Annotated in this window: 14 protein-coding genes; 10 read left to right on the forward strand and 4 right to left on the reverse strand. The window is 71.6% G+C overall.

Translation table 11 applies throughout. From position 1 onward, the window contains the following. Positions 1-10 precede the first annotated feature (10 nt). The 3 genes from DQ384_RS09530 (at position 11) to DQ384_RS09540 (ending at position 2,880) form a co-directional block, all read left to right on the forward strand. Positions 11-967: a carbohydrate kinase family protein gene (locus tag DQ384_RS09530; protein ID WP_114028339.1), complete on the forward strand. Its 957-nt coding sequence runs from the start codon at positions 11-13 to the stop codon at positions 965-967. Next, complete coding sequence (gene melA / locus DQ384_RS09535; protein ID WP_114028340.1) at positions 964-2,274, forward strand: alpha-glucosidase/alpha-galactosidase; 1,311 nt, start codon at positions 964-966, stop codon at positions 2,272-2,274. Before DQ384_RS09530 ends, melA begins: the two co-directional genes overlap by 4 nt. Before the next feature lie 87 nt (positions 2,275-2,361). Further along, complete coding sequence (locus tag DQ384_RS09540; protein WP_114028341.1) at positions 2,362-2,880, forward strand: O-acetyl-ADP-ribose deacetylase; 519 nt, start codon at positions 2,362-2,364, stop codon at positions 2,878-2,880. On the opposite strand, the gene DQ384_RS09545 is transcribed toward DQ384_RS09540, so the two are convergent. Beyond that, positions 2,877-3,716, reverse strand: coding sequence for a class I SAM-dependent methyltransferase (locus DQ384_RS09545; protein WP_245966337.1), 840 nt, complete (start codon positions 3,714-3,716; stop codon positions 2,877-2,879). The two genes, DQ384_RS09540 and DQ384_RS09545, sit on opposite strands and share 4 nt — an antisense overlap. A gap of 13 nt (positions 3,717-3,729) precedes the next feature. Further along, entirely contained in the window at positions 3,730-4,470 is a 741-nt protein-coding gene (locus tag DQ384_RS09550; protein ID WP_114028342.1) for an SDR family NAD(P)-dependent oxidoreductase, read from the reverse strand. 279 nt (positions 4,471-4,749) lie between these two features. Here DQ384_RS09550 and mshA point away from each other — a divergent pair, with 279 nt between their 5' ends. From mshA to DQ384_RS09565, 3 genes are all read left to right on the forward strand, one after another. After that, on the forward strand, positions 4,750-6,042 hold the full coding sequence (gene mshA / locus DQ384_RS09555; protein ID WP_281274028.1) for a D-inositol-3-phosphate glycosyltransferase: 1,293 nt from the start codon (positions 4,750-4,752) through the stop codon (positions 6,040-6,042). Positions 6,043-6,146: 104 nt separating this feature from the next. Further along, entirely contained in the window at positions 6,147-6,641 is a 495-nt protein-coding gene (locus DQ384_RS09560; protein WP_114028344.1) for a type III secretion system chaperone family protein, read from the forward strand. A 96-nt stretch (positions 6,642-6,737) separates the two neighbouring features. Then, positions 6,738-7,481, forward strand: coding sequence for a phosphoglyceromutase (locus DQ384_RS09565; protein WP_114028345.1), 744 nt, complete (start codon positions 6,738-6,740; stop codon positions 7,479-7,481). 79 nt (positions 7,482-7,560) lie between these two features. On the opposite strand, the gene phoU is transcribed toward DQ384_RS09565, so the two are convergent. Further along, a complete protein-coding gene (gene phoU, locus DQ384_RS09570; protein ID WP_114028472.1) occupies positions 7,561-8,220 on the reverse strand; it encodes a phosphate signaling complex protein PhoU in 660 nt (219 codons plus the stop codon). Between the two features lie 175 nt (positions 8,221-8,395). Here phoU and DQ384_RS09575 point away from each other — a divergent pair, with 175 nt between their 5' ends. Both DQ384_RS09575 and DQ384_RS09580 read left to right on the forward strand, forming a co-directional pair. Further along, on the forward strand, positions 8,396-9,511 hold the full coding sequence (locus DQ384_RS09575) for a sensor histidine kinase (protein WP_114028473.1): 1,116 nt from the start codon (positions 8,396-8,398) through the stop codon (positions 9,509-9,511). Positions 9,512-9,516: 5 nt separating this feature from the next. Next, positions 9,517-10,197 carry a winged helix-turn-helix domain-containing protein gene (locus DQ384_RS09580; protein WP_484378255.1) on the forward strand — a complete coding sequence of 227 codons (681 nt, stop codon included), beginning with the start codon at positions 9,517-9,519 and terminating at the stop codon, positions 10,195-10,197. A 66-nt stretch (positions 10,198-10,263) separates the two neighbouring features. Here DQ384_RS09580 and DQ384_RS09585 read toward each other — a convergent pair whose 3' ends face one another. Beyond that, positions 10,264-10,893: a copper chaperone PCu(A)C gene (locus DQ384_RS09585; protein WP_245966338.1), complete on the reverse strand. Its 630-nt coding sequence runs from the start codon at positions 10,891-10,893 to the stop codon at positions 10,264-10,266. 263 nt (positions 10,894-11,156) lie between these two features. Between DQ384_RS09585 and DQ384_RS09590 the strand changes: the two genes are divergently transcribed. Both DQ384_RS09590 and ispF read left to right on the forward strand, forming a co-directional pair. Then, on the forward strand, positions 11,157-11,639 hold the full coding sequence (locus DQ384_RS09590) for a CarD family transcriptional regulator (RefSeq protein WP_114028347.1): 483 nt from the start codon (positions 11,157-11,159) through the stop codon (positions 11,637-11,639). A 17-nt stretch (positions 11,640-11,656) separates the two neighbouring features. Next, on the forward strand, positions 11,657-12,157 hold the full coding sequence (ispF, locus tag DQ384_RS09595; RefSeq protein WP_114028348.1) for a 2-C-methyl-D-erythritol 2,4-cyclodiphosphate synthase: 501 nt from the start codon (positions 11,657-11,659) through the stop codon (positions 12,155-12,157). The last annotated feature ends 42 nt before the right edge of the window (positions 12,158-12,199 follow it).

Raw genomic sequence — 12,199 nt, forward strand, 5'->3', positions numbered from 1 at the left:
AGGAAACCGGATGCCGCCCACTTTCGACCTGCTCGTCATCGGGGACGCCAACCCCGACGTGATCCTCGGCCCGCTGGACGCCCCCCTGGCCTTCGGCCAGCGCGAACAGCTCGTCGGCACCGGCGCGCTCACGCTCGGCGGATCCGGGGCGATCATGGCCTGCGGCGCGGCGCGCCTGGGCCTCAGGGTCGCCTTCGCCGGGCTGGTGGGCGACGACGACGCCGGCCGCTACGTGCGCGACACCCTGGCCGCATGCGGCGTCGACGTCGCCGCCCTGCGCATGGACCCCGGCCTGCCGACCCCGCTCACCGTGGTGATCACACGCGAGGGCGACCGCGCGATCCTGACCGCCCCCGGCACGCTCGCGGCCACCACCGCCGGGGTCGTTCCCGAGCGGCTGCTGAGCGGCAGCCGGCACGTGCACGCCGCCTCGTACTTCCTGATGCCGCGGCTCGCCGGCGCCCTGCCCGGCCTGTTCCGCGCCGCGCGCGCCCACGGCGCCACCACGTCCCTCGACACCAACGACGACCCCACCGGCCGATGGGACCCCGCCGGGCTCGCCGCGGTCCTCGCCGAGACCGACATCCTGCTGCCGAACGCCCACGAGGCGCGCCACCTCGCCACGGGTGCCGCCGGGGCGCTGGAGACGGCCGCGGCCGACCTGGCGGCGCGCGGGCCGCTGGTGGCCGTCAAGAACGGCGCCGACGGCGCTCTCTGCCACGACGGCCACACCCTCGTCACCACCGCCGGTATCGCCGTGACACCCGCCGACACCGTCGGCGCCGGGGACAGCTTCGACGCCGGCTTCGTCGCCGCGACCCTGAACGGGATGCCCGTCGAAGGCGCCCTGGAGTTCGCCGCCGTCTGCGGCGCCCTGTCGACCCGCGCCCACGGCGGCACAACGGCCCAGCCCACCTGGGACGAGGCCGCCGCCCATATCACCCGCAACGGAGAGAACCGCAGATGACCAGCCCCAAGATCACCTTCATCGGCGCCGGGAGCGTCGTCTTCACCCAAGGTCTGCTCGCGGATCTCTTCGCCTTCCCCGAGTTGAGGAACGCCCACATCTCGCTGCACGACATCGACGCGGAACGGCTCGCCACAGCGGCGGCCGCCGCCCTCCACATCGCGTCCCGCCTCGGGGCGAGCCCGCGCGTCACCGCCCACCTCGACCGGCGTGAATCGCTCGTGGACGCCGACTTCGTGATCAACATCGTGCAGGTCGGCATGGGCGAGGCGACCCGCATGGACTTCGACGTCCCCGCCCGCCACGGCCTGCGCCAGACGATCGGCGACACCCTCGGCGTCGGCGGCATCTTCCGCGCGCTGCGCACCTTCCCACTGCTCAAGGCGCTGGGAGAGGACATCGCCGCCGTCTGCCCCGAGGCGTGGCTGCTCAACTACACCAATCCCATGGCGATGAACGTCCAGTACCTCACGCAGGCCACCGGCCTGACGCGCGTCGTGGGCCTGTGCCACTCGGTGTACTGGACCATGCGCGGTCTCTCCGACCTGCTCCAGGTGCCGTACGAGGAGGTCACCTACCGCGCGGCGGGGGTCAACCACCAGGCGTGGGTGCTGCGCTTCGAGCACGACGGCGCCGACCTGTACCCGCGTCTCGACGCCCTGATCGCCGAGGACGAGCAGCTGCGCCGCAGGGTCCGCGTCGACATGTACCGCCGCCTGGGCTACTACCCGACGGAGACCAGCGAGCACTCCTCCGAGTACGTGCCGTGGTACCTGCACCACGACGGCGAGATCGAGCGGCTGCGGCTGCCCGTGGGGGCCTATCTCGGCATCGTCGAGGAGAACGTGCGCGAGTACGAGAAGACCCGCGAGGCTCTGGCCGCCGGAGCCCCGCTGCACGTCGAGGGCACCCTGGAGTACGCCCCCCAGATCATCCACAGCGTCGTCACCGGCACCCCGCGCACCGTCTACGGCAACGTCCCCAACCACGGCCTGATCGACAACCTGCCCGCGCACGGCGTGGTCGAGGTGCCCTGCCTCGTCGACGCCCTCGGCGTCCAGCCCACGCACGTCGGCGCGCTGCCTCCGCAACTGGCCGCGCTCAACCGCGCCTACCTCAGCATGAACGACCTCGTCGTACGCGCCGCGATCGAGGACGACCCCCGCCACATCCGCCACGCCGCCATGGCCGACCCCGCGACCGCCGCGGCCCTGCCGGTCGAGAGCATCTGGGCGCTCTGCGACGACATGGTGCGGGCCCACGCCGACCGCCTCCAACCCTCCCTGCGCGCCGTCCTCGGCACCTGACGTCCGCGGGCTCGCGGGGCGGCTTACCGTGGGTGGCGGGGCCGCCTTCGACGGGAAGGGGGCGATCGCCGTGGGAGGTCGGAGCGCGTGGAGATAACGCTGGTGCGGGGCGACATCACCGAGCAGGCCGTGGACGCGATCGTGAACGCCGCCAACTCCTCGCTGCTGGGCGGCGGAGGCGTGGACGGCGCGATCCACCGGCGCGGTGGGCCGCAGATCCTCGAGGAATGCCGGGTCCTGCGGGCCTCCCGGTACGGCGGCGGGCTGCCCACCGGCCAGGCGGTGGCCACCACGGCCGGGAGGCTGCCGGCGCGCTGGGTGATCCACACGGTCGGGCCGGTGTACGCCAGGAAGGAGGACCGATCCTCCCTGCTGGCCTCCTGCTACACCGAGTCGCTCAAGGTCGCCGACGAGCTCGGCGCCGCGACCGTCGCCTTCCCCGCCGTCTCCACGGGCGTCTACGGCTGGCCCATGGACGACGGCGCCCGCATCGCCCTGTCGGCCGTGCGCGGCGCGTCCACCCGCGTGGCCGAGGCCCGTTTCGTCCTGTTCGACGCGACGGCGTACGCCGTCTTCGACGAGGCGCTCACGCGGCTGACCGCCTAGGGCCGGTCCGGGGCCAGCGCCTGCCAGGGGATCGTCAGCTCGCCGAGCCGCCAGCGCCGCCGCCCGCCGAGCGGGGGAGTCGTGGCCACGGGCCAGCGCCCGGCCAGCCGCTCCACCGACGCGATCCACCGGGGACGCATGCCGTACGCGCCGTAGGGCGCCGACACGTCCCAGGCGTGGTCGAAGTCGCGCAGGAAGGCGTGCACGCGCTCGCCGGGCACGTTGCGGTGGATCAGCGTCTTCGGCAGCCGTTCAGCGAGGTCGGACGGGCGCTCGAACCCCGAAAGGCGCGTGGACAGGGTCAGCGTGCGCGGGCCCCGCGCGTCCAGGGCAACCCAGGCGGCGCGGTGGCCGATCTCCGAGCACGTGCCCTCGACGATCACCCCGCCGGGGGCCAGGCGCGAGCGCAGCAGGTCCCACGCCTCCCACGCCTGCGCCTCGCCATACTGCCGCAGCACGTTGAACGCCCGCACGATCAGCGGCCGCCCGCCCACCGGCAGCTCGAAGCCGCCCCGCACGAACGACAGCCCCTGCCGCTCGTGCGGCCTGGCCGCCGCGACGCGGACCGGGTCGATCTCGACGCCCACCACCTCGACGTCCGGCCGGACGCGGCGCAGCCGGGCGAACATCTCGGACGTCGTGACCGGCGACGCCCCGTACCCGAGGTCAACCACCAGCGGCCGGTCGGCGGACAGCAGCAACGGGCGGCAGACCTCGGCGACCCAGCGGTCGGACCGCCGCAGCCGGTTGTGCCCGGTCGTGCCCCGGGTGATCTCGCCCACGGGACGCCGGGCCCGCGCGGCCCGCCCGTCCATGCCCGCCGCGCCGCCGGTCAAAGCAGATCGGTGATCACGAGACCCGGTGCACCTTGTGCTGCGCCGCCTGGGCGCGCGGGCGGATCACCAGCCGGTCGACGTTGACGTGGGCGGGCCGGGTGACGCACCAGGCGATCGCGTCGGCGACGTCGTCGGCCGTCAGCGGGTCCGGCACGCCCTCGTACACCTTCTCGGCGCGGTCGGCGTCGCCCCGGAAGCGGGTGAGCGAGAACTCCTCGGTGTGCACCATGCCGGGGGCGACCTCGATGATCCGCACCGGCTCGCCGACCAGCTCCAGGCGCAGCGTCTCGGTCATGGACGTCTGCGCGTGCTTGGCCGCGCAGTAGCCGCCGCCCCCCTCGTAGGAGACCAGCCCGGCCACCGAGGTCAGCATGAGCAGCACGCCGTCGCCCGACTCGATCAGCTTGGGCAGCAGCGCCCGCGTCATCCGCAGCGAGCCGAGCACGTTGACCTCGTACATGCGCTGCCAGTCGTCCACCAGGCCCTCGGCCACCGGCTCCAGGCCCACCGCGCCGCCCGCGTTGTTGATCAGCACGTCGCACCGGTCCAGCGAGGCCGCGAGCTCCGCCACGGACTCGTCGGAGGTGACATCCAGCGTGACGGGACGGATCGCGGGCACCTCGGTGGCGAGCTTGTCCAGGCGGTCGCGGCGCCGGGCGGCGGCCACGACCTCGTACCCCTCCGCCGCGAGCCTGCGCGCCGTCGCCTCGCCGATGCCGCTGCTCGCTCCCGTCACCACCGCTGTCTTGCTCATTCGCCGTCCTTATGTTCGCCTTTTAGTGCTCTGTTCTTGCTTTCTGACCGTTGTGCCCCGGCCAGTGTCGCCCAGGGCCCGGTCATCCGTTCGGTACGCAGGGTCCACGCCGGTCCCCAAGGCCCACGACGCGTCCCTGATCCCGCGCGCGGGCGCCCGCCCGTCATCCTGCCAGCGCGCGCGGGCGGGGGTAGCGGGGACCCCATGGCGCGACGGCTGGGAATCTCGTGTGGTTTCTGGCGGTTATATCCCCTCTGGAGGTGGTGTCAGGTGCCGGGAGTGCCGGTCGCACGCCGGATCAACCGGATCGCGACGATCAGCATGCACACGTCCCCGCTGGACCAGCCGGGCACCGGCGACGCCGGTGGCATGAACGTGTACATCGTCGAGGTCGCCAAACGGCTCGCCGCCCTCGGCGTCGAGATCGAGATCTTCACCCGCCAGACCGCCCGCGACCTTCCCCCCGCCGTCGAGCTGACGCCGGGCGTCACCGTACGCCACGTCACCGCCGGGCCGTACGAGGAGCTCGACAAGGGCGACCTTCCCGGGCAGTTGTGCGCGTTCCTCCACGGCGTGCTGCGCACCGAGGCGATGTACGACCCGGGGCACTACGACCTGATCCACTCGCACTACTGGCTGTCGGGCCAGGTCGGATGGCTGGCCAAGGAGCGCTGGGGCGTCCCGCTGGTGCACACCATGCACACCATGGCCAAGGTCAAGAACTACCTGCTCGCCGAGGGCGACAGGCCCGAGCCCGTGGCCCGCGTGGTCGGCGAGGAGCACGTCGTCGAGGTCGCCGACCGCCTGGTCGCCAACACCGACGCGGAGGCCCGCGAGCTGATCGACCTCTACGGCGCCCCGGCCGCCCGCGTGGCCGTGGTGAACCCCGGGGTCAACCTCCAGGTGTTCCAGCCGGCCTCCAAGGGGGCCGCCCGCCGCCGGCTCGGCCTCCCCCAGGACGGCCACGTCATGCTCTTCGTCGGGCGCATCCAGCCGCTCAAGGCGCCGGACGTCCTGCTCAGGGCAGCCGCCCGGATGCTCGCCGAGGACCCCTCGCTGCGGTCCCGGCTGGTCATCGCCTGCGTGGGCGGCCCGAGCGGAAACGGCCTCGCCCGTCCGTCCTACCTCACCGACCTCGCGGCCCAGCTCGGCATCTCCGACGTCGTCCGCCTCGCCCCGCCCGCCCCGCAGGAGGAGCTGGCCGACTGGTACCGCGCCGCCGACGTCACCGTGGTCCCGTCCTACAACGAGTCCTTCGGCCTGGTCGCCCTGGAGTCGCAGGCGTGCGGCACCCCGGTGGCCGCCGCCTCCGTGGGCGGGCTCCGTACGGCCGTTCGGCACGGCGTGTCCGGGCTGCTCGTCGACGGGCACGAGCCGCCCGCCTGGGCCGCCGCCCTGCGCCGCTTCGTCGACCTGCCTGGCTGGCGCGACGCGATGGCTACGGGGGCCCGGGAGCACGCCGCCGGCTTCGGCTGGTCGGCCACCGCCACGCGCCTGATGGACGTGTACGGGGCGGCCGTCGCCCGGCGGCGCACCGGAGGCCATCACGGAGGGCTTCTGATCACCGCCTGACAGACCTGACACATAAGGTGTGGCCGGGGACTGAGCCGGGATCGAGCGGGAAGTGGGCACGAGGTGAGCACGAGGTGGGCGAGGTGGGCAGGGTGAGCGCTGCCATGGATCACGAGACGGTCGTCGAGGCGGCGCTGAAGGCGTCCGACGTCAGCTACGAACGGCCCCGGCCGGGGGCTTTCCTGGTCAAACTGCCCGGCCATCACAAGCTGGCCACCATGACCTGGCTCACCCTGTCCGACCAGGCCCTGCACGTCGAGGCGTTCTTCTGCCGCAAACCAGACGAGAACCACCTGGAGTTCTACCGGTGGCTCCTGTCCAAGAACGGGTCCATGTACGGCGTCCACTTCGCCCTCGACGGCGTCGGCGACGTCCACCTCGTCGGGCACCTGCCGTTGTCCTCGGTCCGTGAGGACGAGATCGACCGCCTGCTCGGCTGCGTCCTGACGTACGCCGACGAGTGGTTCGACCGCGCCCTGGAACTGGGCTTCGCCTCGTCGATCCGCCGCGAGTGGGACTGGCGGGTCAAGCGCGGGGAGTCGCTGGCCAACCTGCGGGCCTTCCAGGGCATCGTCGAGCGCGGCAGGCGCGAGGACTGAGCCCCGCGACAGGCGCTGTGGCAGGCGCAGCGGGGCGCGTCTCACCTGGTGTTCGCGCGCTGCGGGCCTCGCGCCGCAGACCCTAAGCTTGGGCGCATGGCTACTTTGGTGCTATTGCGGCACGGTGAGAGTGAGTGGAACGCGAAGGGCCTGTTCACCGGCTGGGTCGACGTCACCCTCTCGCCCACGGGCGAAGAGGAGGCCCGGCGCGGCGGCAGGCTCATGGTGGAGGCTGGCGTGCGGCCCGACGTGGTGCACACCTCCGTCCTCACCCGCGCGATCCAGACCGCCGACCACGCCCTGGGGGCGGCCGGGCTGTTGTGGCTCCCCGTCTCCCGGTCCTGGAGGCTCAACGAGCGCCACTACGGCGCCCTCCAGGGCAAGAACAAGGCGCAGACCCGCGAGGAGTTCGGCGACGAGCAGTTCACGCTGTGGCGCCGCTCGTACGACGTGCCGCCGCCCCCGCTGGCGGACGATGACGAGTACTCGCAGGTGGGCGACCTCCGGTACGACCTGCTGCCCCCCGAGCTCATGCCGCGGACCGAATGCCTCAAGGACGTCGTCCAGCGCATGCTCCCGTACTGGTACGACTCGATCGTCCCCGACCTCGCCGCCGGCCGCACCGTCCTGGTGGTGGCCCACGGCAACTCGCTGCGCGCGCTGGTCAAGCACCTGGACGGCATCGGCGACGCCGAGATCGCCAAGCTGAACATCCCGACCGGCATCCCCCTGCGCTACGAGCTGGACTCCGCCTTCAAGCCGGTCAAGGCGGGCGGCGAATACCTCGACCCGGCCGCCGCCGAGGCCGCGATCGAGGCCGTCGCCAACCAGGGCAGGTAACACCCCGCAGGCTCATGGACACGAGAAAGCCCCGGACTTCGCGGTCCGGGGCTTTCTCGTGTGCGGAGGATCAGGCCGGTCAGGACGCCGAGTCGTCGAACTCGCGGCTGCCGGTCACCAGGTAGACCACGTCCCGGGCGACCCGGACGGCGTGGTCGGCGTACCGCTCGTAGTAGCGGCCGATGAGCGTGATGTCCACGGCGGGCTCGATGCCGTGCGGCCAGTCCTTCGACAGCAGCACGCGGAACAGCCGGCGGTGCAGCCGGTCCATCGCGTCGTCGTCGTCCTCCAGCTCCTTGGCCAGGTCGACGTCCCGCGTGGCGATGCAGCTCCCGGTCTTGGTGACCAGGCGCTCGGCGATCTGGCCCATCTCCACGATCGTGTCGCGGACCTCCACCGGGATGGCCGAGACGGGGTGGCGCATCCGGGCGATCTTCGCCACGTGCTCGGCGAGGTCGCCCATGCGCTCCAGGTCGGCGCCCATGCGCAGCGCGGTGATCGCCGTGCGCAGGTCGACGGCGACGGGCTGCTGCGTCGCCATCAGCTCGTAGATGGACGTCTCGATCTCCGCGTAAAGCCGGTTGACCTCGGCGTCCTGGGAGATCACGCTCTCGGCCAGCTGCAGGTCGGCGTCCAGCAGCGCGGTGGTCGCCCGCGAGATGGCCGAGCGGACCAGGTTGGTCATCTGCATCAGCCGGTCGTTGAGGGCGTTGAGTTCGTCGTGGAAGGCATCGCGCATGCGGATCACGCTACGCGCGCGTTCGTGAACGAACCACGTCCGTCAGATGAACTCTGCCGGAAAGAGGCACCTCGGGGGGTCTGACCGGCGAAGAGAGCCACCTACTCTGGGAGGCGTGAGTGAGATCGTGACGAGCCTGGCCGCACTGGCGGGGTTTGTTGTCGGGGCGATCGTCATGGTGGCGGTGCGCCCACGGGACAGACGTCGCACCGACATTCCTGAGAATTCTGACTCCACCTTGCCGCAGGGGGTGGCGTCCGTCCTCGCCGTGCTGCCCTCCTCCGCGGTCGTCCTCGACCGCGACGACCGCGTGCTGCGCGCCAGCTCGGCCGCGCGCGCGTTCGGGCTGGTCAAGGGCGACCACCTGATGGCGGCAGAGCTGCTCGCCCTGGCGCGCCAGGTGCGCAGGGACGGCGAGATCCGCGAGAGCGAGTTCGAGGTCGCGGGCCACAAGTTCGGCATGGAGGCCACCACCTTCGCCGTCCGGGTCGCCCCGCTCGGCAGCCACGGCCAGGTGCTCGTCCTCGCCGAGGACCAGACCGAGCGCCGCCGGGTCGAGGCCGTGCGCCGCGACTTCGTCGCCAACGTCAGCCACGAGCTCAAGACGCCCGTCGGGGCGCTCAGCCTGCTCGCGGAGACCATCCAGGACGCCGCCGAGGACCCCGTCGCGGTCACCCGCTTCGCCGGGCGCATGCAGCACGAGGCCGCGCGCCTCACCTACCTCGTCCAGGACCTGATCACGCTGTCGCGCATCCAGGGCGGCGAGCCGATCCCCACCCCCGGCTGCGTGCCCGTGGACGAGGTCGTCCACGAGGCCATCGACCGCTGCAACACCAAGGCCGCCGCCAAGGAGATCGTCCTGGTCGCGGGCGGCACCGAGGGCCTGCGCGTGTGGGGCGACGACGAGCTGCTCGTCACCGCGCTGCGCAACCTGATCGACAACGCCGTCGCCTACAGCCCCGAGAGCACGCGCGTCGTGGTCAGCGCCCGGCCGGCCGGCGAGGTCGTCGAGGTCAGCGTCAGCGACCAGGGCATCGGCATCCCCGAGAGCTCCCTGGAGCGCATCTTCGAGAGGTTCTTCCGCGTCGACGCCGCCCGCTCGCGGGCCACCGGCGGCACCGGCCTGGGCCTCGCCATCGTCAAGCACGTCGCCGTCGCCCACGGCGGCGAGGTGGCGGTCTGGAGCAAAGAAGGCTCCGGCTCCACCTTCACCCTCCGTCTGCCGGCCTTCGGCGGAACGGCGATAGCCGTACCCAGCACCACATCGATCCCCCTGGAGGCCGCGAAGTGACCCGCGTGCTCGTCGTCGAGGACGAGGAGTCGTTCTCCGACGCCCTGTCCTACATGCTTCGCAAGGAAGGCTTCGAGGTCGCGGTCGCGGCCACCGGCCCCGAGGCGCTCGACACCTTCGACCGTAACGGAGCCGACCTCGTCCTGCTCGACCTGATGCTTCCCGGGCTGCCCGGCACGGAGGTCTGCCGGTCGCTGCGCCAGCGGTCCAAGGTCCCGGTGATCATGCTGACCGCCAAGGACAGCGAGATCGACAAGGTGGTCGGGCTCGAACTCGGCGCCGACGACTATGTCACCAAGCCGTTCTCGTCGCGCGAGCTGGTGGCCCGCATTCGCGCGGTGCTGCGCCGGCAGGGCGACGTCGAGGAGATCGAGCCCGCCGTCCTCACCGCCGGCCCGGTGCGCATGGACGTCGACCGGCACATCGTCGCGGTCCGCGGGCGGCAGGTGCAGCTCCCGTTGAAGGAGTTCGAGCTGCTGGAGGTCCTGCTGCGCAACGCGGGCCGCGTGCTCACCCGGGGGCAGCTGATCGACCGTGTGTGGGGCGCCGACTACGTGGGCGACACCAAGACGCTCGACGTCCACGTCAAGCGGCTGCGCGCCAAGATCGAGGCGGACCCGTCCAACCCCCGGTGCATCCTCACCGTCCGCGGGCTCGGCTACAAGTTCGACCCCGCCGAGGTCTGAGCCGGTTTCTCAGCTGACGAGGCCCGGTGGTGCGCTGGTGGCGCCACCGGGCCTCAGGCGTGCGTTCTAGCCGTTCGCCGTGGGGCTCGCGGCGGGGGTAGCGGTCTGGGACGCCGACGGGACGGCCGAGGGGGTGGCCGACGGCGACGGGCTGGGCGCGGGGGAAAGGCTCGCGTACTCGCGGCTGCGGGTGATCACGGGGATCGTCATGGCGATGTCTCCGGCGTTGGTGAACCGGAGGGTCAGGGAGAGGCTCTCGCCGCCGCGCAGGGCCTTCTGAGTGCCTTCCAGGACGACCTGGGAGGCTGGCCTGCCGGTGTTGACCAGCTGCCCCGGGGGCAGCGTGATCGGGCCGCCCGACTTGACCGAGGTGGCGCTGCGGTCGTTGACGGCCACGCCCTCCAGGGTGTCGGAGTTGGTGCCGTAGTTGACCATCGAGAGGTACAGCGGGACGGAGCCGCCCGGTGCGATCTGCTGCCCCGAGGCGGGGCCGAGGGCGAACGCCTGGGCGATCTTGATGCCGTTGCGGCCGTAGGTCTTGCCCGAGTCGGCGCCGTCGATCAGCACGTTGGCCTCGGTCGGCGCGTACGCGTTGCTGGTGTTGGCGTCGCTTCCCGCTCCGCACGCGGCCAGCGCCGGGCCGGCTGCGAGCAGCGCGGTGGCGATGATCACCCTGCGACGGCTGGTGCTGGTCACAGTTCGAGCTCTCCTTGATACACATGGACAGGGCCAACGGCAACCTTATCCGTGCCCCGCACCCCTCACCGAGCCGGGCCGGTGATCACCGGAGCGCCCCCTCAGCCGCAGGTCATTGCGCATGTAAGAGATTGCGATTCATAGGGTCCAGCAGTTGTCAAGTCCCAAATCGAGGCTTTGACCTGCAGTTATGTTGATTTCACTGTTCCGGGAGGGGACTGGCGCGTGGTATCCTGGAGGACAGCGGAAGGGGTACTTGTCACATGACTTTCCAGGTCGGCGACACTGTCGTCTACCCCCACCACGGGGCTGCTCGAATCGAAGCCATCACAACCCGCACGATTAAGGGCGAGGACAGAACCTATCTGGTGCTGAAGGTCGACAAGGGCGACCTTACCGTTCAGGTGCCGGCGGAAAACGCCGAACTCGTTGGTGTGCGTGACGTTGTAGGCCAGGAAGGCCTAGAGCGTGTCTTCGATGTTCTGCGCATGCCGCACACGGAAGAGCCCACCAACTGGTCCCGCCGCTACAAGGCCAACCTCGAAAAACTGGCGTCCGGCGACGTCAACAAGGTGGCCGAAGTGGTGCGCGATCTCTGGCGGCGCGACAAGGAGCGCGGCCTGTCCGCGGGCGAGAAGCGCATGCTCGCCAAGGCCAGGCAGATTCTGGTCAGCGAGCTCGCTCTGGCCGAGAAGACCAACGAGGACAAGGCCGAGGCTCTACTCGACGAGGTTCTCAACTCCTGAAATCTATACATCCACGGGTGGGCGTCGGGGTCGACGTCCACCCGTTCGCATCGGGCCGTGATCTCCACCTGGCCGGTCTGCACTGGCCGGGCGAGACCGGGCTCGCGGGCCACTCCGACGGCGACGCCGCGGCGCACGCGTGCTGCGACGCCCTGCTGTCCGCCGCGGGCCTCGGCGACATCGGAGGGCTTTTCGGCACGTCCGACCCCCGATGGGCCGGCGCCTCGGGCGTCACGCTCCTCGAAGAGGCCGCACGGCACGTCCGCGCGGCCGGTTTCGAGGTCGGCAACATCGCCGTGCAGATCATCGGCAACCGTCCCAAACTCGCGCCGCGGCGCGCCGAGGCCGAGAAGGTCCTCGGCGAGGCCGTCGCCGCGCCGGTGAGCGTCAGCGCCACCACGACCGACGGGCTCGGCCTCACCGGGCGGGGCGAGGGCGTCGCGGCCATCGCCACCGCGCTCGTCTTCCCGGCCGACACGCCGCCCGCGCCAACCGAACGGGCCTCGCGTACGTCTTAATAGCGGGATCCCAAGGCGAGTTGGTCCAACTGCTCGCGAAAC

It is taken from the genome of Sphaerisporangium album, from assembly GCF_003323745.1.
Classification (GTDB): Bacteria; Actinomycetota; Actinomycetes; order Streptosporangiales; family Streptosporangiaceae; genus Sphaerisporangium; species Sphaerisporangium album.